Source organism: Streptomyces sp. NPDC005195 (assembly GCF_040608315.1).
Taxonomy (GTDB): domain Bacteria; phylum Actinomycetota; class Actinomycetes; order Streptomycetales; family Streptomycetaceae; genus Streptomyces; species Streptomyces kaempferi.
The window spans coordinates 124632-151174 of sequence record NZ_JBEXHZ010000003.1; the positions used below are offsets into that span (position 1 = coordinate 124632).

Annotated in this window: 23 protein-coding genes; 9 read left to right on the forward strand and 14 right to left on the reverse strand. The window is 72.2% G+C overall.

Annotated features, from left to right (window positions below; translation table 11 throughout):
• Positions 1-86 precede the first annotated feature (86 nt).
• Positions 87-1403 (reverse strand): MFS transporter, encoded by a 1317-nt coding sequence (locus tag ABZV34_RS05035; RefSeq protein ID WP_356271395.1) that lies wholly within the window; start codon positions 1401-1403, stop codon positions 87-89.
• Positions 1404-1474: 71 nt separating this feature from the next.
• Here ABZV34_RS05035 and ABZV34_RS05040 point away from each other — a divergent pair, with 71 nt between their 5' ends.
• Positions 1475-2545: a helix-turn-helix domain-containing protein gene (locus tag ABZV34_RS05040; protein WP_356271397.1), complete on the forward strand. Its 1071-nt coding sequence runs from the start codon at positions 1475-1477 to the stop codon at positions 2543-2545.
• Positions 2546-2597: 52 nt separating this feature from the next.
• Here ABZV34_RS05040 and ABZV34_RS05045 read toward each other — a convergent pair whose 3' ends face one another.
• Genes ABZV34_RS05045 through ABZV34_RS05055 form a run of 3 tightly spaced genes read right to left on the reverse strand, consistent with a single transcriptional unit; the run spans position 2598 to position 5780 of the window.
• Positions 2598-3647 (reverse strand): Zn-dependent alcohol dehydrogenase, encoded by a 1050-nt coding sequence (locus ABZV34_RS05045; RefSeq protein WP_356271399.1) that lies wholly within the window; start codon positions 3645-3647, stop codon positions 2598-2600.
• A gap of 27 nt (positions 3648-3674) precedes the next feature.
• A complete protein-coding gene (locus ABZV34_RS05050) occupies positions 3675-4832 on the reverse strand; it encodes an acyl-CoA dehydrogenase family protein (RefSeq protein WP_356271401.1) in 1158 nt (385 codons plus the stop codon).
• Between the two features lie 36 nt (positions 4833-4868).
• Positions 4869-5780 (reverse strand): SDR family oxidoreductase, encoded by a 912-nt coding sequence (locus tag ABZV34_RS05055; protein ID WP_356271403.1) that lies wholly within the window; start codon positions 5778-5780, stop codon positions 4869-4871.
• Between the two features lie 96 nt (positions 5781-5876).
• On the opposite strand from ABZV34_RS05055, the gene ABZV34_RS05060 reads away from it, so the two are divergent.
• The gene (locus tag ABZV34_RS05060; protein WP_356271405.1) at positions 5877-6812 is read left to right on the forward strand and encodes a cyclase family protein; all 936 of its coding nucleotides are present in this window, start codon (positions 5877-5879) and stop codon (positions 6810-6812) included.
• Positions 6813-7211: 399 nt separating this feature from the next.
• On the opposite strand, the gene ABZV34_RS05065 is transcribed toward ABZV34_RS05060, so the two are convergent.
• From ABZV34_RS05065 to ABZV34_RS05080, 4 genes are all read right to left on the reverse strand, one after another.
• Positions 7212-7688, reverse strand: a complete 477-nt coding sequence (locus ABZV34_RS05065) for an ATP-binding protein (protein ID WP_356271407.1) — start codon at positions 7686-7688, stop codon at positions 7212-7214.
• Between the two features lie 476 nt (positions 7689-8164).
• Positions 8165-9187: an acyl-CoA dehydrogenase family protein gene (locus ABZV34_RS05070; protein WP_356271409.1), complete on the reverse strand. Its 1023-nt coding sequence runs from the start codon at positions 9185-9187 to the stop codon at positions 8165-8167.
• 9 nt (positions 9188-9196) lie between these two features.
• Positions 9197-10351: an acyl-CoA dehydrogenase gene (locus ABZV34_RS05075; protein ID WP_356271411.1), complete on the reverse strand. Its 1155-nt coding sequence runs from the start codon at positions 10349-10351 to the stop codon at positions 9197-9199.
• 7 nt (positions 10352-10358) lie between these two features.
• Positions 10359-11552, reverse strand: coding sequence for an amidohydrolase family protein (locus ABZV34_RS05080; RefSeq protein WP_356271413.1), 1194 nt, complete (start codon positions 11550-11552; stop codon positions 10359-10361).
• A 134-nt stretch (positions 11553-11686) separates the two neighbouring features.
• Between ABZV34_RS05080 and ABZV34_RS05085 the strand changes: the two genes are divergently transcribed.
• Positions 11687-13219: an AMP-binding protein gene (locus ABZV34_RS05085; RefSeq protein WP_356271415.1), complete on the forward strand. Its 1533-nt coding sequence runs from the start codon at positions 11687-11689 to the stop codon at positions 13217-13219.
• Here the strand turns inward: ABZV34_RS05085 and ABZV34_RS05090 are convergent.
• Complete coding sequence (locus ABZV34_RS05090; RefSeq protein WP_356271417.1) at positions 13203-13715, reverse strand: EF-hand domain-containing protein; 513 nt, start codon at positions 13713-13715, stop codon at positions 13203-13205. The genes ABZV34_RS05085 and ABZV34_RS05090 overlap by 17 nt on opposite strands.
• Positions 13716-13907: 192 nt before the next feature.
• Positions 13908-14282 (reverse strand): STAS domain-containing protein, encoded by a 375-nt coding sequence (locus tag ABZV34_RS05095; protein ID WP_356271419.1) that lies wholly within the window; start codon positions 14280-14282, stop codon positions 13908-13910.
• A 360-nt stretch (positions 14283-14642) separates the two neighbouring features.
• On the opposite strand from ABZV34_RS05095, the gene ABZV34_RS05100 reads away from it, so the two are divergent.
• Positions 14643-15224 (forward strand): sigma-70 family RNA polymerase sigma factor, encoded by a 582-nt coding sequence (locus tag ABZV34_RS05100; protein WP_356271421.1) that lies wholly within the window; start codon positions 14643-14645, stop codon positions 15222-15224.
• A complete protein-coding gene (locus ABZV34_RS05105; protein ID WP_356271423.1) occupies positions 15221-16711 on the forward strand; it encodes a zf-HC2 domain-containing protein in 1491 nt (496 codons plus the stop codon). Before ABZV34_RS05100 ends, ABZV34_RS05105 begins: the two co-directional genes overlap by 4 nt.
• A gap of 70 nt (positions 16712-16781) precedes the next feature.
• On the opposite strand, the gene purU is transcribed toward ABZV34_RS05105, so the two are convergent.
• Positions 16782-17663 carry a formyltetrahydrofolate deformylase gene (purU, locus tag ABZV34_RS05110; RefSeq protein ID WP_356271425.1) on the reverse strand — a complete coding sequence of 294 codons (882 nt, stop codon included), beginning with the start codon at positions 17661-17663 and terminating at the stop codon, positions 16782-16784.
• 72 nt (positions 17664-17735) lie between these two features.
• Entirely contained in the window at positions 17736-18236 is a 501-nt protein-coding gene (locus ABZV34_RS05115; RefSeq protein WP_356271786.1) for a hypothetical protein, read from the reverse strand.
• A gap of 117 nt (positions 18237-18353) precedes the next feature.
• Here ABZV34_RS05115 and ABZV34_RS05120 point away from each other — a divergent pair, with 117 nt between their 5' ends.
• Positions 18354-19658 (forward strand): ABC transporter substrate-binding protein, encoded by a 1305-nt coding sequence (locus ABZV34_RS05120; protein WP_356271427.1) that lies wholly within the window; start codon positions 18354-18356, stop codon positions 19656-19658.
• Positions 19659-19712: 54 nt separating this feature from the next.
• On the opposite strand, the gene ABZV34_RS05125 is transcribed toward ABZV34_RS05120, so the two are convergent.
• Together ABZV34_RS05125 and ABZV34_RS05130 are read right to left on the reverse strand one after the other, a co-directional pair.
• The gene (locus ABZV34_RS05125) at positions 19713-21443 is read right to left on the reverse strand and encodes a hypothetical protein (protein ID WP_356271429.1); all 1731 of its coding nucleotides are present in this window, start codon (positions 21441-21443) and stop codon (positions 19713-19715) included.
• Positions 21444-21645: 202 nt separating this feature from the next.
• Positions 21646-23031 carry a transcriptional regulator gene (locus ABZV34_RS05130; RefSeq protein ID WP_356271430.1) on the reverse strand — a complete coding sequence of 462 codons (1386 nt, stop codon included), beginning with the start codon at positions 23029-23031 and terminating at the stop codon, positions 21646-21648.
• A 296-nt stretch (positions 23032-23327) separates the two neighbouring features.
• On the opposite strand from ABZV34_RS05130, the gene ABZV34_RS05135 reads away from it, so the two are divergent.
• The 3 genes from ABZV34_RS05135 (at position 23328) to ABZV34_RS05145 (ending at position 26541) form a co-directional block, all read left to right on the forward strand.
• Positions 23328-23990 (forward strand): bifunctional DNA primase/polymerase, encoded by a 663-nt coding sequence (locus ABZV34_RS05135; RefSeq protein WP_356271787.1) that lies wholly within the window; start codon positions 23328-23330, stop codon positions 23988-23990.
• A gap of 119 nt (positions 23991-24109) precedes the next feature.
• Positions 24110-24886, forward strand: coding sequence for an ABC transporter ATP-binding protein (locus tag ABZV34_RS05140; RefSeq protein WP_356271432.1), 777 nt, complete (start codon positions 24110-24112; stop codon positions 24884-24886).
• Positions 24883-26541 (forward strand): transporter, encoded by a 1659-nt coding sequence (locus ABZV34_RS05145; protein ID WP_356271434.1) that lies wholly within the window; start codon positions 24883-24885, stop codon positions 26539-26541. The genes ABZV34_RS05140 and ABZV34_RS05145 overlap by 4 nt, the downstream gene beginning before the upstream one ends.
• Positions 26542-26543 lie beyond the last annotated feature (2 nt).

Sequence of the window (26543 nt, forward strand, 5' to 3'; positions counted from 1 at the left end):
CGCGACGACACCGTCACCGCCCCGGCCGCCGTCGGCCGCGGTCCTCCGGGCCGGCTCGTCGACGACCGGCTCCCGGCGCGCCGGCCTCAGAGGGCCGTCCGCACGGACAGCACGGGCGCGACCGGCCGCCGCCGGATGACCAGCGCCATCATCGCCGCCACCGCGCACAGCGCGCCCGAGGCGATCCAGACCATGTCGTACGAGCCGAACGCGTCCCGCGCGACGCCGCCGAGGAAGGCGACGAGGGCGGCGCCGATCTGGTGGGAGGCGAGCACCCAGCCGAAGACGATGGCGCTGTCCTCGCCGTACTGCTCACGGCACAGGGCCAGGGTGGGCGGGACCGTGGCGACCCAGTCGAGGCCGTAGAAGACGATGAAGAAGATCATCGGGGGATGCACGGTCGAGGACATGAGCATGGGGAGGAAGAGGAGTGAGACCCCGCGCAGTGCGTAGTAGACCGCGAGCAGCCGGCGCGGTTCGAAGCGGTCGGTGAACCAGCCGGAGGCGATCGTCCCGGCCACGTCGAAGACCCCGATGACCGCGAGCAGCGAGGCCGCCGCCGTGATCGGCATCCCGTGGTCGTGGGCCGCGGGCACGAAGTGCGTCTGGATCAGGCCGTTCGTCGAAGCGCCGCAGATCGCGAAGGTGCCGGCCAGCAGCCAGAAGGGGCCGGTGCGGACCGCGGAGAGGAGGACGGTCACGGCACGCCGGGCCGCGCCCTGCACCGGCGCGGGCTTCGGCACGAACTCGGCCGCGCCGTAGGGCTTCAGACCGACGTCCGCCGGGTGGTCGCGCAGCAGCAGCCAGACGAAGGGGACGACGGCGAGCGCCGCGAGGGCGACCGTCACCGCGGCCGGGCGCCAGTCGTGCTCGGTGACGATCCAGGAGAGCACCGGCAGGAAGATCAGCTGGCCGGAGGCCGAGGCCGCCGTCAGGATGCCGGTCACCAGGCCCTTGCGTGCCGTGAACCAGCGGTCGGTGACCGTCGCCGCGAAGGCCAGGGCCATCGAGCCGGAGCCCAGTCCGACCAGCAGGCCCCAGCAGAGCAGCAGTTGCCAGGCCTCCGTCATCCACACGGTCAGCCCGGAGCCGAGCGCGATCACCAACAGGGCGACCGCGACCACGCGCCGGATGCCGAAGCGGTCCATCAGCGCGGCCGCGAAGGGTGCCGTCACTCCGTACAGCGCGAGGTTGATCGACACCGCCGCGCCGATCGTGCCCCGCGACCAGTGGAACTCCTGGTGCAGGGGGTCGATCAGCAGACCCGGCAGTGAACGGAAGGCCGCGGCACCGATGATCGTCACAAAGGTGACGGCCGCGACGAACCAGGCACGGTGGATCCGGGTCCGCCCGGGGCCGGAGGGCGTCGAAGCGGCGTCCACGGCGTCGGTTGTCTGGGTCACACCCTAGAGCCTGGCCCCTGCGGCCTTCCCGAACGAGTGGCCGGAAGGCCAGCGTTCGCTAGGATCGGGCCATGAGTCCTCGGGGTACGTTCCGCCGCCACCGCGTCGTCGTGCTCGCTCTCGACGGGCTGCTGCCTTTCGAACTCGGTATCCCGCAGCGCATCTTCGGCAAGTCACGGGACGCCGAGGGGCGGTCCCTGTACGAGGTCGTCACCTGCTCGGCCAGGGCGCCGGGCCCCGTCGCCACCGACGCCGACTTCGCCGTCCTCGTCGCGAACGGGCCGGAGGCGCTCGCCACCGCCGACACCGTCGTCGTCCCCGCCTCCTACGAACTCGGCCCGGTCCACGAGCAGGGCGTCCTGACCCCCGAACTGGCCGCCGCCCTCGCCCACATCCGCCCCGGCACCCGGCTCGTCTCCATCTGCACCGGCGGATACGTCCTCGCCGCCGCCGGATACCTCGACGGCCGCCCCGCCACCACCCACTGGTCGCACGCCGAACACTTCCAGCGGCTCTTCCCCAGGATCAGGGTCGACGCCGACGTGCTCTTCGTCGACGACGGGAACGTCCTCACCTCCGCGGGCGTCGCCGCCGGAATCGACCTGTGTCTCCATATCGTCCGCCGTGACCACGGAACGGCGGTCGCCAACGACGTGGCCCGCCGGACCGTCGTGCCGCCGCACCGCGACGGCGGTCAGGCGCAGTACGTCCAGCGGCCCGTCCCCGAGCCGCAGGCGGCCACCACGACCGCGGCCCGCGCCTGGGCACTCGACCGCCTCGGCGAGCCGATCCAGCTGCGCGACCTGGCCGGGCGGGAGTCCATGTCCGTGCGCACCTTCACCCGCCGCTTCCGCGAGGAGGTCGGCGTCAGCCCCGGGCAGTGGCTCACCCAGCAACGCGTCGAACGGGCCCGGCAGCTGCTGGAGTCCAGCGATCTGTCGGTCGACCAGGTGGCGCGGGACGCCGGCTTCGGCACGGCCCAGTCGATGCGGCAGCACCTGCAGGCGGTGCTCGGGGTCACCCCCACCGCGTACCGCCGTACCTTCCGCTCCTCGGGCCGGGAGGCCGGCGGCGGCCCGGACGGGGGTGACCGAGGCGGTGGCACGCGGCTCGGCACCGCGCGGGCGGACGCCGCAGGCTGAGCGGCCCCCGCCCCGGAATCCCCCGGCCCGTGGACGAGCGCCCGCGCGCTCCCTAGAACGTCAGGACCGCCCGTGCCACCCGCCCCTCGTGCGCGTCCTGGGCCGCCTTGTCGAAGTCCTCGACCGGATAGGTCCGGGTGACCAGTTCGTCGAGCAGCAGACGGCCCTCGCGGTAGAGGTCCGCGTAGAGGGCGATGTCGCGCTGGGGACGGGACGAGCCGTAGCGGCAGCCGAGGATCGACTTGTCCAGGTACATCGCGGAGACCAGGAAGGACGCCTCGGCGGTGGCGGGCGGTACGCCGAGGAGCACCGCCTGGCCGTGACGGTCCAGCAGGTCGATCGCCCGGCGGATGAGCTCGACACGGCCGACGCACTCGAAGGCGTGGTCCGCGCCCGTGGGAAGGATCTCGCGGACGGCCTCGGTGGAGGTGAGGAAGTGGGTCGCGCCGAACCGGCGGGCCACCGCCTCCTTGGCCGGGTTGGAGTCGACCGCGACGATCTTCAGGGCGCCGGCGATCCGGGCCCCCTGGATCACGTTGAGCCCGATGCCGCCCGTGCCGATCACGAGGACGCTCTCGCCGTGGTCCACCCGCGCGCGGTTCAGGACGGCACCCACGCCCGTCACCACCCCGCAGCCGATCAGCGCGGCGGACGACGGCGGGATGTCCTCCGGGATCCGGACGGCCTGGACGGCCTTCACGACCGTCCGTTCCGCGAAGGCCGAGTTGGAGGCGAACTGGTACAGCGGCCGCCCGCCCCGCGTGAACGGCTGCCGCGGCATGCCGATCGCCTTGCGGCACATCGTCGGCCGTCCCCGGTCGCACTCCGCGCACGTGCCGCAGTTGGCGAGTGTGGACAGCGCGACATGGTCTCCGGGCCGGACATGGGTGACGCCCGCGCCCACCGACTCGACGACCCCGGCGCCCTCGTGCCCCAGCACCACGGGAACGGGGAAGGGTATGGTCCCGTCCACCACGGAGAGGTCGCTGTGGCAGAGTCCGGCCGCGGAGACGGCGACCCGCACCTCGCCGGGTCCCGGGTCCCGTACCTCCAGGTCGTCCACGACCTGGGTCTGCTCGCCGTCGAAGATCACGCCTCGCATCGCACCGGCTCCCCTCTCGTCCCGGGGCTATGCCCGGGGTTCCTTCGGCAGACCGAGCACGCGCTCGGCGATGATCGTGCGCTGGATCTCGTCCGAGCCGCCGTAGATGGTGTCGGCCCGGCTGAACAGGAACAGGTGCTGGAACGTGTCGAGTTCGTACGGCGCCGCGGCCGACCAGTCCACCGGGCCGGTCGCCGCCTCCGCTCCCCTCACCTGCACCGCGAGTTCACCGAGCCGCTGGTGCCAGCCGCCCCACAGCAGCTTGGCGACGCTCGGCGCGCCCACGTCGCCCGAACCGCCCAGTGTCCGCAGGGCGTTCCAGCGCATCGTGCGCAGCTCCGCCCACAGGCGCACCAGACGGTCGCGGACGACCGGATCGCCGGCCGCGCCCGTCGCGACGGCCGTGTCGATCACGTGACGCAGCTCCGCCGCGAAGCCGACCTGCTGGGCGAGTGTCGAGACGCCTCGCTCGTGTCCGAGCAGGCTCATGGCCACCCGCCAGCCGTTGCCCTCGCCACCGACGACGTGCTCGGCCCGCGCCCGCGCACCGTCGAAGAAGACCTCGTTGAACTCGCTGGTGCCGGTGAGCTGGCGGATCGGGCGGACCTCGACGCGGCCCGGCTGGTCCATCGGGACGAGGAGCAGGGACAGGCCGTGGTGTCGCGGGGCGTCCGGCCGGGTGCGGGCCAGGACGAAGCACCAGTCCGCCTCGTGGGCGAGGGAGGTCCAGATCTTCTGGCCGCTGACGCGGTACGTCCCTGAGGGCGCGGAGCCCTCTTCCCGTACGGCCGTCGTCCTGATGCCCGCGAGGTCGGAGCCCGCGCCGGGCTCGCTGTAGCCCTGGCACCAGAGTTCCTCGCCGCGGGCGATCGGGGGCAGGAAGCGGGCCTTCTGGTCCGCCGTCCCATGGCCGATGAGGGTGGGGGCGAGGAGTTTCTCGCCGATGTGACCCGAGCGGGCGGGAGCCTTCGAACGGGCGTACTCCTCGGCCCAGACGACCTGCTGGGTCAGGCTCGCGCGCCGGTTCCCGTAGCCGTCCTCCGGCCATCCGAGGCCGATCCAGCCGTCCCGTCCGAGCTCCCGTTCCCACTCCCGGCGGCCGGGATCACCCGCATGGTGCGCCGCCAGCCAGTCCCGCGCCGTACGCCGGAAGATCTCGTCCCCGGCATCGAATCCGAACTCCACGCGTCGTCCTCCCACTCGGCCGGCACCACGGCACCCTCACGCGTTCGGCCGCGACTTCCGTGCCGCCGCCCGCGCCATCGCCTCCACCCGCTCCAGCAGCGGCATCGGGTCCACCCCCACCGTGCCCGGCAGGAAGTCCGCGATCCGCTGCGGGGTCCAGGCGCCCTCCGCGTATCCGGCCCGCAGTTCCCGCGGCTGCGCCCACACCGCGATCTTCGGTCCGGCGATCGTGTACACCTGCCCGGTGATCCGTTCCTGCCGGGCGCGGTCCGACAGCAGGTAGACCACCAGCGCGGCGACGTCCTCCGGTTCGCCGATCTCGGTGAGTTCCATGGGGACGTTGGCCGACATGCGGGTGCGGGCGACGGGTGCGACCGCGTTCGCCGTCACCCCGTACTTGTGCAGGCCGAGCGCCGCGCTGCGGACCAGCGAGATGATCCCGCCCTTGGCGGCGCTGTAGTTGGCCTGCGCCACGGAGCCCTGGTGGTTGCCGCTGGTGAAGCCGATCAGCGTTCCCGAGCCCTGTGTGCGCATGACGGCCGAGGCCGCGCGGAAGACCGTGAACGTGCCCTTGAGATGGGTGGCCACGACAGGGTCCCACTCCTGCTCGGACATGTTGAACAGCATCCGCTCGCGCAGGATGCCGGCCACGCACACGACACCGTCGATCCGCCCGTACGCCGTGAGCGCCGTGTCGACGACGTGCTGCCCGCCGGCCATCGTGGAGATGTCGTCGGCCACCGCGACGGCTTCCCCGCCCGCCGCCTCGATCTCCTTGACGACGGCGTCGGCGACCGCACTCGTCGGTTCGGCGCCCTCGACGGAGACGCCGTAGTCGTTGACGACGACGCGTGCCCCCTCACCGGCCGCCGCGAGCGCGACGGCGCGGCCTATGCCGCGCCCCGCTCCCGTCACGGCGACGACCCGGCCTGCCAAGAAGTTCCCCATGTCCGGCCCCTTCCCGCAGTTTCTGACGGTCCGTTAGATTCAACTCGGATTCTACGACCCGTCAGATACCTGGAGACAAGCCCTCGGGGAGGACTCATGTCACCGCCGCCGCTCCACCCGGCCTTCCACGAGATCGCGAAGCGCGTGAACAACTGGGGGCGCTGGGGTGCCGACGACGAGATCGGGACCCTGAACCTCATCACCGACGAGGTGGTGCGCCGGGCCGCGGCGGGCGTCCGCTCGGGCCACCGCGTCCCCCTCGCGCTCCCCCTCCAGCAGGACGGGGTGCAGACCGGGATGATCCCCGGGCGGGTCAATCCGCTGCACGTCATGGTGCAGATCAACCAGGAGATCTTCGGCCCGGGCACCGTCGCGTGCAGCGACGACGCCGCGACCCTGGGCCTGCAGGCGGCGACCCACTGGGACGCGCTGGCCCACGTCTCGCACTCGGGAAAGCTCTACAACGGCCGTCCGGCCGGCACGATCACCCCGCACGGCGGCGCCGCGTTCGGCGGTATGGACAAGCCCCGGCACATCGTCTCGCGGGGCGTGCTGCTGGACGTCGCCCGCGCCCGGGGCGTCGACCGCCTCGACGGCGGCCACGCCGTGACCCCCGAGGACCTGGAGGCCGCCGAGGAACTGGCCGGCACCCGGGTGGAGTCGGGGGACATCGTGCTCGTACGGACCGGTCAGATCCAGGTCTGCCTGGCGGGCGACAAGCACGGGTACGGGTATCCGTCGCCGGGACTGTCCGTCCGCACGCCGGAGTGGTTCCACGCGCGCGACGTCGCGGCGGTCGCGAACGACACCCTCACGTTCGAGATCTTCCCTCCCGAGATCGAGAACCTCTGGCTGCCCGTGCACGCGCTCGACCTGGTCGAGATGGGGATGCCGCAAGGCCAGAACTGGAATCTCGAAGAGTTGTCCACAGCCTGTGGAGAAGAGGGTCGCTACTCGTTCCTGCTGTCGGCGATGCCCGAACCCTTCACCGGCGGCACGGGTACCCCGGTCGCCCCCGTCGCCCTGCTGTAGGTGGGACAGAGCCACACAAAAGGGACCGGAACGAGGCGACGGAAGGCGGCGGAAGGAGTCGACTGGCGGCGCGTCACTGCTCGCCCCGAGCACGGCAACGCGCGCCGCCATCCGGCTCCGGCGCGCCCACCCTGCCCCTCAGGACCCCGAAGGGGCCGACGCCGAATCACGATCCGCACTCGCCAAGGGTTCCCGTCACCGGAACCCTCGCCGCCCCCTCGCGGCGCATCGCTGCCCATAAGCGTGATCAAACGGACACGTCACGTCAACACCCGTTCGGGGGATTATCACTTATACGCCCTTTGTGGCGGCGCGCAGAGAAGCACGACCCGGCGCATTCGGCTCGGCCCACCGCCGGAGGACCGGGATTCCTGCATACATGCACGAACCGCGTACGCGTCAGACGGCCTCGTACGCCTCGTAGGCGAAGCCCGGGTAGGTCACGTACGCCGCCGGGGCCTTCGCGGCCGGCGCGCAGCGGTCCACCTCGCACCAGATGCTCTTGCCGACACCCTCGGGGTTCCAGCCCCAGCGGTCCGCGAGCCCGTCGACGAGTTCCAGGCCGCGGCCGTTGGTCTCGTCGCCCTCGGCATGCCGGGGCCGCGGGGGGCAGTCGCTGGAGTCGGCCACCTCCAGGCGGACCGTGCCCAGAGCCTCGCCGGGGACGCCCGGCAGGGAGAGACGCAGTACGGCCGGACACCCGGTGTGCACCACGGCGTTGGTGACGAGTTCGGAGACGAGCAGGATCAGCGTCTCGGCGAGCGGCTCATCGGCCTCTATGCCTGATCCGGCGAGCCTCGACCGGGCCCATCTCCGGGCTCGCCCCACCTCTGCGGGGTCGGGCCGGATCTCCAGCTGCACTTGAAGCACCTGCACCGTTCACACCATCCGAACCGGCGGACACATCGCCTCGCGCCTCACGAGGGCCACGATCGTGGCCATGACCTGCATGACCAGAACCAGGATCACGGAACGTGATTCCCTTGAGAGACAGCATGGTTGACGTACAGTCACCCCAACAAGCGCTTCGGGCATATTCCAGCGCGAAGGAGTACGCGTGCGGGATACTGTGCGACGCTCGCCACGGGGAGTCGAACAGGCGGTCTCGGGGTCCCGGACCGCCTCGCGAACGGCGAGCATCGCCGGGTCCGGCGCGGCCTCAGGGGCGACACCGGGATGGCTCAGTCTCGGAACCACTCGCATCCCACACAAGGTACCGGAGCACGGCGCCGACTCCAGGCCGTGACAAGTCACGCGTAGGACACAACCCGATATCAACGCTCCGTGATACCGATATGCCACGATCCGTGACATTCGACGCGGCCCGCCCCGAAGCGTGCCTGAACAGAGCCTCATCGACCCGCTCCGGCCACCAGATCGTCCGCCAGCAGATCCTCACTCTCCGTGACCGGACCGCTTCGCCGGGTCCGCACCCATGCCCTCTTGAGATACAGATGGACGTCGGACTCCCAGGTGAAGCCCATACCGCCGTGCACCTGGAGGCAGTCACGGGCACCGCGCACGGCGGCGTCGTCGGCGAGCAGCCGGGCCGCCGCGATGTCCAGGGGGTCGGCGGTCACGGCGGCCGCGTAGACCGCGGCACGGGCCAGCTCCACCCGCACCAGCATCCGCGCGCACAGATGCTTGACCGCCTGGAAGGCCCCGATCGGCTGCCCGAACTGCTCGCGGGTCCGGGCGTGTTGCACCGCCGCCTCGCAGGTCCGGGCGGCGTTGCCGAGCTGCTCGGCGGCGGTGAGGAGCGTGGCGAGGGGATCCGAAGGGCCGGTGTGGCCTGTGTGGCCTGTGTGGCCTGTGTGGCCTGTGGGACTGATGGGTCCTGTGAGATGGGCGGGTCCAGTAGGGCTGGTGGGACTGACCTGGCTGGGGGGACCGGCGGGGAATCCCCCGGGTACCCGGTGCAGCGGTGTCAGCGGGTCCACCGAGGTGAGCGGTACGGCACCGGCGGCACCGTCCCCTGCCGTACTCCCGGCGCCGTCCCGTACGGCGTCGGACTCGTCCAGCCATTCCACGAGTCCGCCGTACACGGCGGTGACCACGGTCTCGCCGGTCGCCGCCCCGGCCACCTCGCCGGCCGCGAGATGCGTCGCGACCAGCGGTCCCGGGAGCAGCACCCGGCCCGCCTCCTCGAACGCCAGTACCGCCTCGGGGAGGCCGAGTCCGACACCGCCGTCCGCCTCCGGCAGCCGCAGCGAGAAGAAGCCCGCCTCGCCCAGCTCCCGCCACAGTGTCCGGTCGAGACCCCGGCCGCCGCGGGCCACCGCCGCCCGCAGCGCCTCCGGCCCGAAACGTCCCGTCAGCAGCGCCCGTACGCCGTCCCGCAAGGCGCACTGGTCCTTGGTGAGTTGGAAGTCCACGGAGTGAGCTCACCGCCCTTTCGGCAGACCCAGGATGCGTTCGGCCACGATGTTGCGCTGGATCTGCGAGGTGCCGGCCGCGATCGTGTACGACAGGGACGTGAGGCGGTCGCGGGTCCACTCCCGGTCCAGGTCCAGTGCCTCGGGGCCGAGGACCTCGGCGGCGGCGTCGTACAGCTCCTGGCGCGCGTGCGAGTACCGCAGTTTGAAGACCGAGCCGCCGACGCCCGGCACTCCCCCCGTCCGCACCGCCTCGCTCACGTTCCACTGGGTGAGCCGCCACAGCGCGCGGAACTCGGCGTTGAGCCTGCCCAGCCACCGCCGCAGCGCCGGATCGTCCCAGCGTCCGTTGGCGCGCGCCGCGCGGGCGAGTTCCCCCAGGACCCGCCGGCACGCCACGACCTCGCCGACGAAGGCGGTACCGCGTTCGTACGACAGCGTCACCATCGTCACGCGCCAGCCGTCGTTCTCGGCGCCGACCCGGTGGGTGACCGGTATCCGCACCTCGTCGAGGAAGACCTCCGCGAACTCGGCCGACCCCGCGAGCGTGCGCAGCGGGCGGACGGTGATCCCCGGGGCGTCCATCGGCATCGCGAGCCAGGAGATGCCCCGGTGTCTCGGCGCGGCCGGGTCGGTGCGCACCAGCAGCTCGCACCAGTCGGCGACCTCCGCGTGGGACGTCCAGATCTTGGACCCGCTCACCACGTAGTCGTCGCCGTCGCGCCGCGCGCGCGTGCGCAGCGCCGCGAGGTCCGAGCCCGCGTCCGGCTCGCTGAACCCCTGGCACCAGACCTCCTCGCCGCGCAGCACGGGCGGCAGCCAGCGGGCCCGCTGCCCGGCGGTCCCCTCGGCGGCGATGGTCGGCCCGGCGTGCAGCAGCCCGACGAAGTTGGCCCCTACGTAGGGGGCACCCGCCTTCTCCGTCTCCTCCAGGTAGATGAGGTGCTGGACCGGTGTGGCTCCCCGGCCCCCGGCGTCGAGGGGCCAGTGCAGTCCGGCGTACCCGGCGTCGTACAGCGTCCGCTGCCATCCGAGGTCGTACGCGCGCCGGCCGGGCCAGTCGTCGGGGGAGGGTTTCGGGGGCAGCGCCGGGAGCGCCTTGGCGAGCCACTCGCGCAGCCGGGCGCGGAACTCCTCCTCCTCGGGGCTGTACGTGAGGTCCACGGGCCGGCTACCTGTCCAGGTCCAGGTCCAGCATGCGGATCGCGTTGCCGCGCATCAGCTTGTGGACCGTCTCGTCGTCGAGGCCCTTCACATGGTCGAGGGCGACCTCCTTGGTGTGCGGGAAGGTCGAGTCGACGTGCGGGTAGTCGGTCTCGAAGGTGGCGTTGTCGCGGCCGACGACGTCCAGGGACGCGACGCCGTGCTTGTCGCGGAAGAAGCAGCAGAAGATCTGGCGGTAGTAGTACGTCGACGGGGGCTCGGGGACGAGGTCCTTGACGCCGCCCCAGGCGCGGTGCTCCTGCCAGACGTCGTCGGCGCGCTCCAGGGCGTACGGGATCCAGCCCATCTGGCCTTCGGAGTAGGCGAGTTTCAGGCGGGGGAACTTCACCAGGACACCGCTGAAGAGGAAGTCCATCATCGAGGCCATCGCGTTGTTGAAGGACAGCGAGGCCTGGACGGCGGGAGGCGCGTCCGGTGAGGCGGCGGGCATCTGGCTGCTGCTCCCGATGTGCATGTTCACGACCGTGCCGGTCTCCTGGCAGACCGCGAAGAACGGGTCCCAGTGGCCGGAGTGGATGGAGGGCAGGCCGAGGTGGGTGGGGATCTCGGAGAAGGTCACCGCCCGTACCCCGCGCTCCGCGTTGCGCCGGATCTCCGCGACGGCCAGGCCGATGTCCCACAGCGGGATGAGGCAGAGCGGGATCAGCCGGCCGCCGCTGTCACCGCACCACTCCTCGACCATCCAGTCGTTGTAGGCGCGCACGCAGGCCAGGGCCACCTCCTTGTCGTGCGCCTCGGCGAAGGTCTGGCCGCAGAAGCGCGGGAAGGTCGGGAAGCAGAGGCTGGCCTCCACGTGGTTGAGGTCCATGTCCTTGAGGCGCTCGGCGGGGTCCCAGCAGCCGCGCCGCATCTCCGCGCGGGTGATGCCCTCCAGGGTCATCTCGTCCCGGTCGAAGCCGACGGCGGCGATGTTGCGCTTGTACGGGAACTTGAGGTCCTCGTAGATCCACCAGTCGGTGGGCGGCCCGTCCGGGTCCATCGTGATCCGGTACTTGCCGGCGACGTAGGCGAGCTCGCCGATGCCGGCCGTGAGGGGCTTCGGCCCGCGGTCGCGGTACTTCGCGGGCAGCCAGGTCTCGAAGAGGTGCGCGGGTTCGATCACGTGGTCGTCGACGCTGACGATCCGCGGCAGTTCCGTCATGGGTGGCCTCCGCCTGGCATACGTATCTGATGACCCGTCAGATATCAGGCTAGCTCCGCGCCTATGGACCGACAAGGCGGTGCGGCCTACGCTCCCGGTTGAATCTGACAACCCGTCAGCTACAGGGGGCCGTCGTGAACGACACCGCACACGCTCTGGGCGCCTCGCGCACCCTCTGGGAACTGGTCGACCGCCGGGCCGGCCTCACCCCGGACCGGCCCGTCCTCCTCCAGGGCGACCGCTCCCTGAGCTTCGGCGCCCTGCGGGAGCGGGCCGAGCGGGTGGCGGCGGGCCTGTACGAGAGGGGCGTGCGCCCCGGCACGGTGGTCGCCTGGCAGCTGCCCACCCGTATCGAGACCGCCGTGCTCTCCTTCGCGCTGGCGCGTCTGGGCGCCGTCCAGTCCCCCGTGATCCCCTTCTACCGGGACCGCGAGGTCGGCTTCGCGCTGCGGGAGTCCAGGGCCGAGTACTTCGCCGTACCGGGCGAGTGGCGGGGCTTCGACCACGCGGCGATGGCGCGGCGGCTCGGCGCGAAGGGTGTCTTCGAGGCGTACGACGTGCTGCCGGACGGAGATCCCGGCGTCCTCCCGCCACCGCCGGCCGACGGCACCTCCGTGCGCTGGATCTACTGGACCTCGGGCACGACCTCCGACCCCAAGGGCGTCCTGCACACGGACCGTTCGCTGATCGCGGGCGGCTCCTGCCTGGCGCACGCGCTGCGTCTGTCGGCCGAGGACGTGGGCTCCATGGCCTTCCCGTACGCGCACATCGCCGGGCCCGACTACACCGTGATGCTGCTGCTGTACGGATTCCCCGCGGTGATGTTCGAGCACTTCGCGCTGCCCGCCGCGCTCGAGGACTACCGCGCGCACGGGGTGACGGTGGCGGGCGGTTCGACGGCCTTCTACTCGATGTTCCTGGCCGAGCAGCGCAGGACGCCCGGCCGGCCGGTGATCCCCACCCTGCGGCTGCTGGCGGGCGGCGGCGCGCCCAAGCCGCCCGAGGTCTACCACCGTGTCGTGCGGGAGATGGGCGTGCAGCTCACCCACGGGTACGGGATGACCGAGGTCCCCATGATCACCATGGGGGCGCCGGACGACACCGCCGAGAACCTGGCGACCACGGAGGGCAGGCCCCCGGAGGGCATGGAGATACGGATCGTGGACGGGGAGGTACGGCTGCGCGGGGAGGCCGTCTGCCAGGGATACCTGGATCCGGCGCAGAGCGCCGAGGCCTTCGACGCGGACGGGTTCCTGATCACGGGTGACGTGGGCCGTCTGACGGAGAGCGGGCACCTCGTCCTGACCGGGCGCCTGAAGGACGTCATCATCCGCAAGGGCGAGAACATCTCGGCGAAGGAGATAGAGGACCTGCTGCACCGGCACCCGGCCGTCGGTGACGTCGCGGTCATCGGGCTGCCGGACGCCGAGCGCGGGGAACTGGTCTGCGCGGTGGTCGAACAGCCGCCCGGGGCGGCGCCGCTGACGCTCGCGGCGGCGGTCTCGTACCTGCGCGCGGAAGGGCTCTCGGTGCACAAGCTGCCGGAGCGGCTGGAGGTGGCGGAGGCCCTTCCGCGCAACGAGACGCTGCGGAAGGTACTGAAGTACCGGCTCCGGGAGAGGTTCTCGGAGCCGTCCGGGCCGGCGGGGGCTACTCCGGCACCGTGAAGTAGCGGGCGAACGCGGTCACGACCTCCGACTCGCCGATCCGGCCGTCGGCGTCCGTGTCGAGGGCCCCGGCCGCCAGGGCGGCGATCTCGTCGCTCACGCCCAGGGCCCTGAGCACGCGCCCGGTGTCCTCGACCGTGGCCGCTCCGTCCCCGTCGGTGTCCGCGACGGCGAGGGCCGCGTGCAGGAAGGGGCGGGCGATCTCCCCGAAGCGGTCGGGGTTGTCCCGCAGCCGCTTCACGGCGCCGTTGACGAACTCCTCCCGGTTGATGCGCTGGTCTCCGTCACGGTCCGCTATCCCCGCCATGCCCTGCCAGAACGCCTCCGCGCCCACGTACAGGGCCTGGCCCTTGTCGGACCGGGCCGCCGTACCGAACTCGGCGAGGACGGACTTCGCCGCCGCGTTGAAGTCCTCCCGGTCGATGTAGCCGTTGCCGTCCTGGTCGAAGCCCGCGAAACGGGCGGCGATCCTGCGTTCGTACTCGGTACTGACCATGGCTTTCTCGGACCGCCTCACAACTCAGCCGGACTCTGTGCCGGACCGCGGGTTCATCTGGCAGGGAGCGTACGACGGCCCGGCCGCGAAGGGAGCCGGAAAACGACGCTTGTACCAAGACCGCAGGAATTCCCGGACAACTCCACGGCGCGTCTCGGCGCTGGTCGTACGCGGGGGCGCGCCCGTGCGAGCTCACGCCGAGAGCGGGCTCGACTCCTCGTCGACGGCCGTCAGGGCGTCCGGATACACGTCGAAGAGACGGCGGACACCGAGGGCCGCGAGGACACGGTTGACGTGCGAACCGTCGGCGGCTCCCTGGGCCGGCAGGATCAGGCGCAGCCGGCCCTGACAGGAGCGGACCAGCCGGCGGGTGGCGATCAGGACGCCGACACCGCTGGAGTCGCAGAAGAGGACCTCGGAGAGGTCGAGGACCAGGCTGCGGCGGCCTTCCGCCACCGCGTCGCGCACCCGCTGGCGCAGCACCGGTGACGTCGCGAGATCCATCTCGCCCGACACCCGGAGCACGGCCCATCCGCCCAGTTCGCCGTCGGTCACCTTGAGCGTCACCGCGTCGCCTCTCGCTCGCCTCGCCCACCAGGAAACGGAAGCAGTTCCTACGCTTCCTTTCAGCGCGGCTGCCCAACCGTCGTTCCATGAAACACCGGACCGCGATCGATGAAACGCCGGTCTACGGTCGAAAATGCCGAACGAGCGAACTGTTTCGGTCGCATGTCGGTCACGTACGGTCTTATTCGATCGGATGTGCGGGGTAAGTGAGGGGCTTTTACCATTCCCGGCCCGTCCAGGGGCGCACGTTGGCGTAAAGGGGCGTGCGCTGTCCTACGTGCCGACTACATTCGAGACAGCGATGCGCACAGGCTGGACACGCACAGACACACCGGGCACGAGCAGGCGCGAGGGGGCCGTATGGCGGCGAAGGACGCACCGCCCCGCTGGGACCGCAAGATGCAGCAGCGGCTCGCACGCGGGGAGGCGGCGGCGCTCGGTGAGCTCTACGACCGGTTCGCCTCGCTGGTGCACGGCCTCGCGCACCGCGTGCTCGGTGACGAGCGGGCCGCCGACACGATCACCCGCGAGGTGTTCGTCCATGTCTGGGAGAACCCCGAGTCGTACGACCCGAAGCAGGGCCCGCTGCGGTCCTGGGTCGCCGCGCTGACCCATCGGCTCGCCGTGCAGCGGCTGCGCGCGACCGAGACCGCCGCGCTCGCCCTGGAGGGCGGGGGCACCACCGAGGAACTGGAGCGCAAGGTGCGCAGTGCGTCCGTCGCCGCCCGCGCCGACTACATCGTCACGGCCATGCCCACCCCGCTGCGGGCCGCGCTGGAGCTGGCGTACTTCCAGCGCCGCGACTACCGCCAGGCCGCCGCCGATCTCGGCGTCACCGAGGACGAGGCCCGGCGTCGGCTCCGCCTCGGCCTGCAGCTGCTGTCCACCGCCCACGACGCCGGGTCCCCCGGCGCGCCGCCCGGGTTCGGGGGTGCGCGGTGACGGAAGGAGCGGGCCGGTCCGACGGCTTCGACGAGCACGAGGCCGGCAAGGGGCCCGAGAAACGCGTGGAGCGCGAGGAGAAGGAGCACCCGGGGAAGGGACACGAGACGTCGTACGAGGGGAAGGGCCGTGGCCCCGCTGGTTCCGAAGGCGGTGACAGCGATGTCGACGATGCCCGCCGCTCCGGTGACGGGGGCTCGGGTGCCAGGGGCGGTGGCGGGCCGGACGGTTCCGCCGGTACCGGGCGGCCGTCGCGCATACCGACACCGCGTTCGTCCGTCGAGGACACCGGACTGCCGCTGCCGGCCCCCGCGCCGCTCGTCCTGGAACACCGGGTGCTGAAGTCGCTTCTCGGCGCGTGGGCGCTGGCCGCGTGTTCGGGGGAGGAGACCGCCGCGGTCGAGGAGCATCTCGGGGAGTGCGGTGCGTGCGCGGACGAGGCACTGCGGCTGCGCGGGGCGGTCGGGCTGCTGCACCCGCCGGAGAGCCTCGACCTCGACCCGGCGCTGCGCACCCGGGTTCTGGAGAGCTGCCTCGACCGGCGTCCGCCGCGCATCCCGGTGCCCGAGTGGGCGGCACCCTACGACGCGGAGACCGCGCGGCTCGACGCGCTGCTGCAGGACATAGCGGACGCGGAGTGGCACGCCCCGGTGCGGCTGCGCTGGTTCGAGGACGACGGGCCCGTGAGCCGTCGGACGACGGTCGCCGGAGTGATCGCGCATCTGCTCAGCGTGGACGGGCTGGTCGGGGTCGCGCTGGGCCTGGACGATCCGCTCGGCGGGGCCGCGGCGCGCGTACGGGCCGAGGCCGAGGCGGCGGCCGCCGCGGTGGGGCCGGACCCGGCCGCGCCGGAGACCGCGACGCCCACCGGGCGCACCGAGGCCTACTGGCGTGCCTCGCACTTCCCGCCCACCCGGGCCGTGCGCGGGCCCTGGCGGGAGCAGAGCCACCATCTCGTCCGTACGGTGGCCTTCGCCGGCGGGGGTTCCGGGCGGCTCGCCGTGTCCTACGGCGGCTTCGCGCTGCCGCTCCATGACTCGATGCTGGACCGGGCCTTCGAGTGCTGGGTGCACGCCGGGGACATCGCGGACGCGGTGGACTATCCGTACGAGCCGCCGGCACCGCGGCATCTGCACCGGATGATCGATCTCGCGGCGCGGATGCTGCCCATGTCGCTGGCCGAACGGCGGCGGGCGGGGCGGGCGGCTCCGGCCTCGCGTCATCTGGTCGCGGCGGGGGCGCCCGGGCGCAGTCTCCGGCTGGAGATCGAGGGGGCCGGGGGTGGGGAGTGGCTGATCCCGCTCGACTCGCCGGCCGCCGTGGCGTCCGCCGAGCACGAGGTCGCTCATGTCGCGCTGGACGGCGTGGAGTTCTGCCGGCTGGCGGCCGGGCATGTGTCGCCGGAGGAAGCGGCGGCGGGGCAGGTCGGTGACCGGGAGGCGATCAGGGATGTGCTGTTCGCCGCGGCGGCGTTGAGCCGGATGTAGGCGCCGGGGGCGTTGTCCCGCCCCCGCCGCCGCTGCCCTCCCTCAGGCCGCGGCCCCGGTCCCTGCCGGCCTACGCGAAGATGACCGTGCGGCGGCCGTTCAGGAGGATCCGGCGTTCCGCGTGCCACTTCACCGCGCGCGCCAGCGCCCGGCACTCCACGTCCCGGCCGAGAGCGACGAGCTGGTCGGGTGTCACGTCGTGGGCGACCCGCTCGACCTCCTGCTCGATGATCGGCCCCTCGTCGAGGTCCGCGGTGACGTAGTGCGCGGTGGCGCCGATGAGCTTGACGCCCCGGGCATGCGCCTGGTGATACGGCTTGGCGCCCTTGAAGCTCGGCAGGAAGGAGTGGTGGATGTTCATGATCCGGCCGCTGAGCTGCTTGCACAGGTCGTCGGAGAGCACCTGCATGTAGCGGGCCAGGACGACCAGTTCGACGTCCTCGGCCCTGACCAGCTCCAACAGCTCCGCCTCGGCCTGCGCCTTGGTGTCCCTGGTCACCGGAATGTGATGGAAGGGGATGTTGTACGAGTCCACAAGCTCGGCGAAGTCCGTGTGATTGGACACCACGGCCGCGATCTCGACGGGCAACGCCCCGGTCCGCGCCCGGAACAGCAGGTCGTTCAGGCAGTGGCCGAACTTGCTGACCATGAGGACGATGCGCATCTTGTCCTCGGCCCGGTTGATCTGCCAGTCCATGTGGAAGGAGTCACCGATGGCCGCGAAGGTCGCCCGCAGTTTGTCCACGGTCACCGGCGACTCCGCCGAGAAGTGGACGCGCATGAAGAACAGGCCCGTGTCGTGGTCGCCGAACTGCTGACTGTCCTCGATGTTGCAGTTGGTCATGAAGAGGTAGCTCGACACGGCGTGCACGATCCCCTTCTTGTCCGGGCAGAAGAGGGTCAGGACGTACTGCTCGGCGGGCTCGGCGGCGCGCACGGACTGCTCGTTCATGCGGCACAGGGTCCCATACGGGCCCCCGGCGACGGACGACCGTCCCGCCACGCGGACGCCCGCGCCGAAGCGCTACGCCGAGCGCGTCATGATCCGCAGAACCTCCAGCGTCCGCGGCGGGACGTCGGGGTCGTCGCCGTCGCTCGCGGCCAGCCGCACATGCGCGTCACGCGCCGCCCGCACCGCCTCCGGCCAGGCGGCGTGGTCGACGTACGCGGAGACGGGCGCGTCGGGTCCGACCTGGTGCACGATCCGCAGGACGCGGAGCACCGCGGTGTCGACGAGGGCCGCCTCCTGCGAGTCCCGGAAGATCGTGCCGACGTACTTCTCGGCGGACCAGTTGTCCAGCCAGGTGTCCTCGACCAGCCGGTACACGGCGTCGGTGACGTCACCGTATCCGTCGATCCCGGCGAGCCAGACATCACGCTGGAAGGCGGGGTCGGAAAGCATGTGCAGCGCGGAGCGCACATTGCTGCGCCAGCGCCACCACGGCATGTCGTTCTGTGGCATGCCGCCCATGGTGGGGGAGCGACGGCCGCGACGGGAAGAGTTCTCCGAACCTTGCACGGTCACCGATCGTACGTTCTTCATGAAAAGCAGATCATCCGCCCCTCCAATTCACTCCTATGTCACCTCGTGTTGAGCACGGGTCACACATAGGTTTGTGATGTGGGGGAATCGTGCGTGTCCATGACCGGCAGGCGACGTACCCGCACCACCTCACCCACTCCGATCCGACCCGCCAGGGCCCGACTGCTGTCCGCGGCCGCGCTGGTCGCGTGCGCGTCGATGGCTGTGGGCTGTGGAGTCGTACCCGGTGTCATGGGGGGTTCCGGGGACGACACCATCAAGGTGATGACCTGGGCCCCTCAGGACACCGCCGCGACCAACAAGCCCGGCATGCCCGCCCTGGCCCAGGCCTACGCCCGTTGGGTGAACAAGCACGGCGGCATCAAGGGGCACAAGCTCACCGTCCTGACCTGCAACGACCACAACGACACCGTGGGCGCCGCGCAGTGCGCCCGGCGCGCGGCCAAGGAGAACGTGGTCGCCGTCGTCGGCTCGTACAGCCAGCACGGCCGCTCGTTCCTGGCTCCGCTGGAGGCCGCCGGCATCCCCTACATCGGTGGTTACGGCGTCACCGACGACGAGTTCACGAGCCCGGATTCCTACCCGGTCAACGGCGGCGCGCCCGCGCTGCTCGCCGGTCTCGGGGAGCAGCTCGGCGAGAAGTGCGGCCCGGTGTCGCTGATCCGCCCCGACACCGTCGCGGGCGACCAGCTCCCGGTGCTGCTCGACTCGGGCCTCAGGTCGGAGCACCACGCGCCCGCCGAGGACCAGCGCGCCGCCGAGGACGCGACCGAGTACTCCAGCCAGGCCAAGCGTGCTCTCGTCAGCGCGACCGTGAACCCGCAGAGCACGGGGTGCGTGGTGACGGCGCTCGGGGACCGCACGGGCACCTTCATGGACTCCTTCCGGCGCAGCCGCGCGGACTACCGGAAGGTGGGGACGGGCACGGTGTTCGGCAGCGTCGACCAGTCGCAGATCGACGCCAGCGGCGGGAAGTCGGGCCCCTACGAGGGCGCGTACGTCACCGGCTGGTACCCGGTGGCCAGCGACCCGCGCTGGGACCCGATGCGCAAGGTCATCAAGGAGCAGGCCTTCGGCGACAACCGGATCGACCCCGCGGACGCCGGAGTGCAGACCACCTGGATCGCGTACAACGTGTTCAGGCAGATCGTGGAGTCGCTCGGCGGCGACGTGACCTCGAGCGCGATCCGGCAGACCCTCGACAACGGCCTCAAGGTGACCACGGGCCGGCTCACCCCGACGCTCAGCTGGCGCTTCGAGGACCTGATCGCGGCCGTCGACTTCCCGCGCCTGGTCAACGCCCATGTCACGTTCCAGGTGGTGCGGGACGGTCTGCTGGTCCCCGCGGGCAACGGAAAGTTCGAGGACGAGTCGCAGACACTGGAGAACGCGGACCAGCACTGAAACGCCTGGGGCCCGACCCGCCGGATGATCCGGCGGGTCGGGCCCCAGGCGTTTTCACAGCTGGATCGGTGTGCGCTTCGTCAGTCCGTACTTCGACGCGATGGAGTTCCACAGCCCGGCGGCCTTCGACTTCTGCGCGCTCGCGGTGCCGCTGGCCGCGTTGGCCGCCTGGGTCTGGCCGGTGGTGCGGGCGTGACCGCCCTTGCAGCCCCTCTTGCCGCCGACCTGGTCGGCCCAGGCCGCGTAGTGGTTGTCGGCCGCCGCGGAGGCCTTCCACGCGTTGTTCAGCGCGGCGGTCAGCGCGGCGTGCTCCGGGAGCTTGTCGACGGAGAGGGCGGAGAGCCGGGTGACGAGCCCGGCACGCTGCTTGGCCGCGTCCCGCAGATCGCCGGCCGCCTGGCCCAGGTTGTTGCACGCCTTCACGTTCTCGACGGCCTTGACGACCGAGTCACGGCTGTTGTTGCTGTCCGCGAGGAGCTTGTCCAGCGCGACGGCCTGTGCCTTGGCCGGGTCGGCACCCGCGGGCGCCGAACCGTCGGTGGCGCCGGCCGTCGCCGACACGTTCTTGCTGCCGCCGTCCGCGCTGTCGCCGCTCCCACCACCGCTGAGCAGGGCACCGGCACCGACACCGAGCACGACGATGCCGATGCCGACGGCGGCGATCAGCGGGACGCGCGAGCCGCCGCGCCCGCCACCGCCCTCGGTGGCCGTGCCACGCCGGGAGGCCGCCCGGCCGCCCGGTCCGCCGGGTGCCCCCGGGGCCTGCGCGTCGTAGGGGGCCTGCGCGCCGTACGAGGGCTGCGGGGTCTGTGGGGTGTGCGGGGCCTGCGCTTCGAAGCGCGGAAACTGCTGCGTGGACGCGGGCCCTTCCGGTGCGCTCGACTCGGCGCGGAACAGGTTGTCGAACTCCGCGGGCGGTTGCCGGTCCTCCGGGCCGCCCGGTCGTATCCCGTACGACGCCCCGGACTGATCGGCGGGCACCGGAGCCATGTACTGCGTGGCCTCGGCGTCCGGGTTCGCGGCCGGGGAAGGCGATCCCGCGCCGGGCATCCCCTGGGGCGTGTGCCCCGGGAACTGCGTCCCGCCGCCGCTCACCTCGGGCGGCAGGGCACCGGGGCCGATCGGCGGAAGGAACTGGGTCGCGCCCTCGTCGGCGGCCGGGACGGGCGGGATGTACTGCGTGGCGCCCTCGTCCGCGACGGGCGGCAGGGCACCGGGGGCGACGGCGTGCGGAAGCGACCGGCCGCCCTGAGCGCCGTACGCCTGGGCCTGTCCGTTCTCGTACGAGCCGTTGCCGTACGAGCCGTTCTCGTAGGGGGACGCCCCGTGGCCGCCGTACGACGGTGACTGCTGCCCGCCGTAAGGCTGCGACTGCGCACCCTCGGCCGGGAGCGGCCCGGCGCCCGGCGCCTGTGCGCCCTGCTGGGCCGACGTGCCCCAGCGCGGGTCCGGGGCCTGCTCCGGCCCCGCCTGCCAGCCGGCGGAACCCTGGGACGACACCTCGTGGGCGCCCCAGGCCGGACCCGGCTCGGCGGCCCGGTGCGCACCGGGCTCGCCCCAGGCCTGGGTACCGTTCGCCGGCGGCCCCCAGCCCTCACCGGGCTGCGGGGCGGGGGCGGCCGCGGGGTCGGGACCCCACGGCCGGTCCCAGGACCGGCCTCCCGCCGGAACGGCCTGGTCGCCCGTCATACCCGGCAGCAACGGCTCGCCACCGTCGGAGGGCAGCACGATGCCTTCACGCGCGGGGCGCGCCGAGGGCTGCTCGCCCTGTCCACTCTGCGTCACCGGGACTCCTACTGATGGGGGACCTTTCGGAATCGTCGGCTCACGCTACCGGGTCCCCACAAGCCCGTGCCACGCAGCACAGGTCAACACCCCGCCCCCGGTGACCGGGGTAACGAATACGTCCCGCCGTGCGCTGTATTCCCCTTCTCTCCCACGGGACACCGTCGTTTTCCCGCCGTTCACGCCCGTGCGGACAAAACGTTCACGCCGCCGCCTGCAGCTCCATCCTCGCCCCGAACTCCCGCACCACCGGCTCGTCCCGGTACGGATCGAGGCGTTGCTGCAGGTCCTCCAGGTATTCGGCGCCGCGGTTGGAGCGCAGGGTGCCCAGCAACTCGACCGCCCGCAGCCCCGTATGACACGCCTGCTCCACCTCGCGCCGCTGGACCTGCGCGGTGGCGAGCAGCACATAGCCGATGGCGCGGCGGCGGGCCCGCGACTCCGGATGCCCGGCCAGCGACTCCTCCGCGCACCGCGCGGCCGCCTCCGACTGCCCCAGGTCACGGTGGCAGTGCGCCAACTCGTCGGCGAGATACGCCTCGTCGAAGTGCGCGATCCACGCCGGGTCGTCGCCCGAGGCCGGGTCGGCGGACTCCAGGGCGGTGACCGCGCGCCCCGAAGCCACCTGGGCGGCGCGCACGTCGCCCATCAGCGCGTGCCCGCGCGCCTCGGCGGCGTGGAACATCGACTCCGCGCGCGGCGTCACCCGCCCCCGCGCGCCCTCCTGCGCCGCGCGCGCCAACTGTGCGATCTCACGCGGGTTGCCGAGCTGCGCCGCCAAGTGGCTCATGGACGCGGCGAGTACGTAGCCGCCGTAGCCCCGGTCCCCGGCCGCCTGGGCGAGCCGCAGCGCCTGGATGTAGTAGCGCTGGGCGAGTCCCGGCTGACCGGTGTCGATGGCCATGTAGCCCGCGAGTTCCGTCAACCGGGACACGGCGGCGAAGAGTTCGCGCCCGACCGCCTCCCGGTAGGAGCCCGCGAGCAGGCCGGAGACCACGCTGTTGAGGTAGTGCACGACGACCGGGCGCACATGGCCGCTGCCGTACTGGTGGTCGAGGTCCACCAGCGCCTGGGTCATCGCGCGGACCGCCGCCACGTCGGAGAGCCCGACCCGCGGGCCCGCCGCGCGCGCCACCTGGGAGTCCGGTGCGGAGATCAGCCAGTCACGGCTGGGCTCGACGAGCGCCGAGGCGGCGACGGACGAGCCGGACAGGAAGTCCCTGCGCCCGACATCGCTCCGCCACAGCTCACACACCTGCTCGATGGCGCCGAGGACGGTCGGCGAGAACTGCAGGCCGACGCCCGACGCGAGGTTCTTGCCGTTCGCCATGCCGATCTCGTCGATCGTGACCGTACGGCCGAGCTTGCGGCCCAGCGCCTCCGCGATGATCGCGGGCGCCCGTCCCCGCGGCTGCTGGCCTCGCAGCCAGCGCGCCACGGACGTCTTGTCGTAGCGCAGATCGAGACCGTGCTCCGCGCCGCACATGTTGACCCGGCGGGCCAGGCCGGCGTTGGAACAGCCCGCTTCCTGGATGAGCGCCTGCAGTCGTTCGTTCGGCTGCCGCGCGACGAGCGGCCTTGCGGCCATGCGTACCCCCTGTGGCTGCGGTGCCTGCCCACGCACCGATGTGACGTGTCCTCATCGGCCGGCGTCACGGAACGAGGCCGGCCAGGAAGATCAATGCCCCGCAGACATACCGAAGATGCGGGACATGTGAGGATTGCCGGGGTAAGGGCGGTTGCCCGACCCCTCCCCTGGTTACCCACCCCCCGCTGCCGTTCCCCACGCGCGCCCCCACCCGTGCATCCATGCGCCCCACATGCGGGAACGATGCCCCTCCCCCGCGCACGGGACGCCCGTAACCCCCCGTGGCCACCAGAGTTGTGTTCATCGTGGAAGAGACCATCGCGGGGCCCGAGGCCGCCCAGATCCCGAAGCAGCGCGGCGAATCGCTGCTGGACACCGCCGTGCGATATGCCGAGGAACGCCACTGGGACGTGTTCCCGGGGGTCTGGCTGGAAGTCGTCGACGGGACCCAGCGCTGCTCCTGCGGCGACGGCGGGTGCCCCGCGCCCGGCGCACATCCGGCGCGCGACGACTGGGCCACGCAGGCGACCGGCAGCGCGACCGTCGCCCGCCGCATGTGGTCGAAACAGCCCACGGCGTCGATCCTGCTGCCCACCGGGCGTACGTTCGACGCGATCGACGTGCCCGAGTCGGCCGGCTTCCTCGCGCTCGCCCGCATGGAGCGGATGGAGCTGACGCTCGGTCCGGTCACCTGCACCCCGGACCGGCGCATGCACTTCTTCGTGCTCCCCGGTGCCGCCGCGAAGGCCCCCGACCTCGTACGGGCGCTGGGCTGGCCGCCGGCCTCGCTCGGCCTCGTCGCGCTCGGCGAGGGCTCGTACGTCGCCGCCCCGCCGACCCGGTTCGGGTCCCGGGGGGCCGTGCAGTGGGTCTGCCGCCCCACGCCCGCCAACCGATGGCTGCCGGACGTGGAGGAGCTGATCTCGCCGCTCGCCTACGCGTGCGGACGGGACCGGTAGGACGGCAGGCCCGTGACGCCGCAGGACCGCGGCCCTGATCCGGCTCGGGCTCTCCGACGTGGCCGGTCGCGCGGTTCCCGCCCCCTTGGAACGAGGGCGCTCCCCCGTAGGGTGCCTCCATGACCCAAGGAGCAGCCGTACACGTGCAAGGGCTCTGGAAACGGTTCGGGGAGCAGGTCGCCGTCGGCGGGATCGACCTGGAACTGCCCGCGGGCCGGTTCATCGGGCTCGTCGGCCCGAACGGGGCCGGGAAGACCACCACCCTCTCGATGGTGACCGGACTGCTCAGGCCCGACCAGGGCACCGTCGAGGTCGTGGGCCGTGACGTGTGGCGCGACCCGGCGGCGGTGAAGGCCCGGATCGGCGTCCTGCCCGAGGGCCTGCGGCTGTTCGAGCGGCTCTCCGGACGCGAACTCCTCGCCTACACCGGCCGGTTGCGCGGCCTGCCCGGCCCGGAGGTGGACAAGCGCGCCACCCAGCTCCTCGACGTCCTCGACCTCGCGGGCGCCCAGCACAAACTCGTCGTCGACTACTCGACGGGCATGCGCAAGAAGATCGGCCTCGCCGCCGCTCTCCTCCACAACCCCGAAGTCCTCTTCCTCGACGAGCCGTTCGAGGGCGTCGACCCCGTCTCCGCGCAGACCATCCGCGGCGTCCTGGAGCGGTACACGGCATCGGGCGCCACGGTCGTCTTCTCCTCCCACGTGATGGAACTCGTCGAGTCCCTGTGCGACTGGGTCGCCGTCATGGTCGCGGGGCGCATCCGCGCCCACGGCCCGCTCGCGGAGGTCCGCGGTGACGCGCCCTCCCTCCAGCAGGCGTTCCTCGAACTCGTCGGCGCGCACGGCCGCGCGCCCGGGGCCGATCTGGACTGGCTGGGCGGCGGCGCACGATGAGCACTCCGGCGAGCATCCCCGCGAGCACCGCGTCGGGCACCCCGGCGAGTTCCTCCGCGCCCGCCTCCGCCGCGTCGATCACCCCCGTCGTCGTACGGCTGAAGCTGTCGCTCCTGCGCAACGGGCTGCGACAGTCGGGCGGGCGGCGGGCCGCGTACGTCACCTCGGTCGTCCTCGTCCTCCTCTTCGCCGCCCTCCAGCTGCTGGGCCTGATCGCCCTGCGCGGCAACCCGCACGCCGCCTCCGTCACCGTGCCGCTCGTGGTGGTCCTGGCGCTCGGCTGGGCGGTGATGCCGCTGTTCTTCCCGAGCGGCGACGAGACGCTCGACCCGACCCGGCTGGTCATGCTGCCGCTGCGGCCGCGGCCGCTCGTCAGGGCGCTGCTCGCGGCCTCGCTGGTCGGCATCGGACCGCTGTTCACGCTCTGTCTGCTCGTCGGGTCCGTCGTCTCGGTGGCACACGGCACGGCGGCGTACGTCACCGCCGTCCTCGCCGTGGCCGTGGCCCTGCTCGTCTGCGTGGCCCTCGCGCGCGCCGTCGCCGCCGCCAACATCCGGCTGCTGTCCAGCCGTAAGGGCCGCGATCTGGCGGTGCTCAGCGGGCTGGTGATCGCGGTCGGCGCGCAACTGGTCAACTTCGGCGCGCAGCGACTCGGTTCGGCGGGCGGCCTCGCGGAACTCGACCCGGTGGCGGAGGTGCTGCGGTGGGTGCCGCCGGCGTCGGCGATCGGCGCCGTGGACTCGGTGAGCGAGGGCTCGTACGGGGTCGGGGCCGTTCAACTGGCGCTGGGCGTGGCCGCGCTGGCGGGACTGCTGGCGCTGTGGTCGCGGCATCTGACCCGCCTGATGACCTCACCGGACGGCTCGACGCTGGGGGCCGCGGAGCCCGCCCGGGAGAGGGGCCCGTCGGGACTCGGCCGGCTGCTGCCGGCGGGACGCACCGGGACGGTCATGGAGCGCAGCCTGCGGTACGTGTGGCGGGACCCGAAGACGAAGGCCGCGTGGGTGACCTCGCTGGCCATCGGGCTGATCGTGCCCGTGTTCAACGCGCTGCAGGGCACCGGCTCGGTCTACTTCGCGTGCTTCGCGGCCGGGATGCTCGGGATCCAGATGTACAACCAGTTCGGGCAGGACACGTCCGCGTTCTGGATGGTCGCGATGACGATCTCGTCGCCGCGCGACGCGTATGTCGAACTGCGCGGGCGGGCGCTGGCGCTGCTGGTGATCACCCTGCCGTACGCGACGCTCGTGACCGTCCTGACGACCGCCCTGCTCGGTGACTGGACCCGGCTTCCCGAGGTGCTGGGACTGTCCTTCGCGCTGCTCGGCGCGATGCTGGCCACCGGCGCCTGGTCGTCGGCCCGCTTCCCGTACTCGATCCCGCAGGAGGGCTACAAGAACGTGGCCCCCGGGCAGGCGGGCCTCGCCTGGATCTCCATCTTCGGCGGGATGGTCTCGGCGGCCCTGCTGAGCGCTCCCGTCATCGCCCTCGCGATCTGGGTGAACGTGACGGCGGACGGGGACCGGTGGAGCTGGCTGCTGCTGCCGCTGGGGGCCGGGTACGGGGCGCTGGCCGCCCTGCTGGGGCTGCGGATGGCCGCGCCACGGACGGCCCGGCGGCTGCCGGAGATCCTGGCGGCGGTGAGCAAGGGGTGAGC

What these genes read in the sequence shown, in the direction of transcription:
- ABZV34_RS05040 (WP_356271397.1), top strand. Translation starts at nt 1,475, where the DNA reads ATGAGTCCTCGGGGTACGTTCCGCCGCCACCGCGTCGTCGTGCTCGCT.
- ABZV34_RS05045 (WP_356271399.1), bottom strand. Translation starts at nt 3,647, where the DNA reads ATGCGAGGCGTGATCTTCGACGGCGAGCAGACCCAGGTCGTGGACGAC.
- ABZV34_RS05055 (WP_356271403.1), bottom strand. Translation starts at nt 5,780, where the DNA reads ATGGGGAACTTCTTGGCAGGCCGGGTCGTCGCCGTGACGGGAGCGGGG.
- ABZV34_RS05060 (WP_356271405.1), top strand. Translation starts at nt 5,877, where the DNA reads ATGTCACCGCCGCCGCTCCACCCGGCCTTCCACGAGATCGCGAAGCGC.
- ABZV34_RS05080 (WP_356271413.1), bottom strand. Translation starts at nt 11,552, where the DNA reads ATGACGGAACTGCCGCGGATCGTCAGCGTCGACGACCACGTGATCGAA.
- ABZV34_RS05090 (WP_356271417.1), bottom strand. Translation starts at nt 13,715, where the DNA reads ATGGTCAGTACCGAGTACGAACGCAGGATCGCCGCCCGTTTCGCGGGC.
- ABZV34_RS05100 (WP_356271421.1), top strand. Translation starts at nt 14,643, where the DNA reads ATGGCGGCGAAGGACGCACCGCCCCGCTGGGACCGCAAGATGCAGCAG.
- purU (WP_356271425.1), bottom strand. Translation starts at nt 17,663, where the DNA reads ATGAACGAGCAGTCCGTGCGCGCCGCCGAGCCCGCCGAGCAGTACGTC.
- ABZV34_RS05120 (WP_356271427.1), top strand. Translation starts at nt 18,354, where the DNA reads ATGACCGGCAGGCGACGTACCCGCACCACCTCACCCACTCCGATCCGA.
- ABZV34_RS05130 (WP_356271430.1), bottom strand. Translation starts at nt 23,031, where the DNA reads ATGGCCGCAAGGCCGCTCGTCGCGCGGCAGCCGAACGAACGACTGCAG.
- ABZV34_RS05140 (WP_356271432.1), top strand. Translation starts at nt 24,110, where the DNA reads ATGACCCAAGGAGCAGCCGTACACGTGCAAGGGCTCTGGAAACGGTTC.
- ABZV34_RS05145 (WP_356271434.1), top strand. Translation starts at nt 24,883, where the DNA reads ATGAGCACTCCGGCGAGCATCCCCGCGAGCACCGCGTCGGGCACCCCG.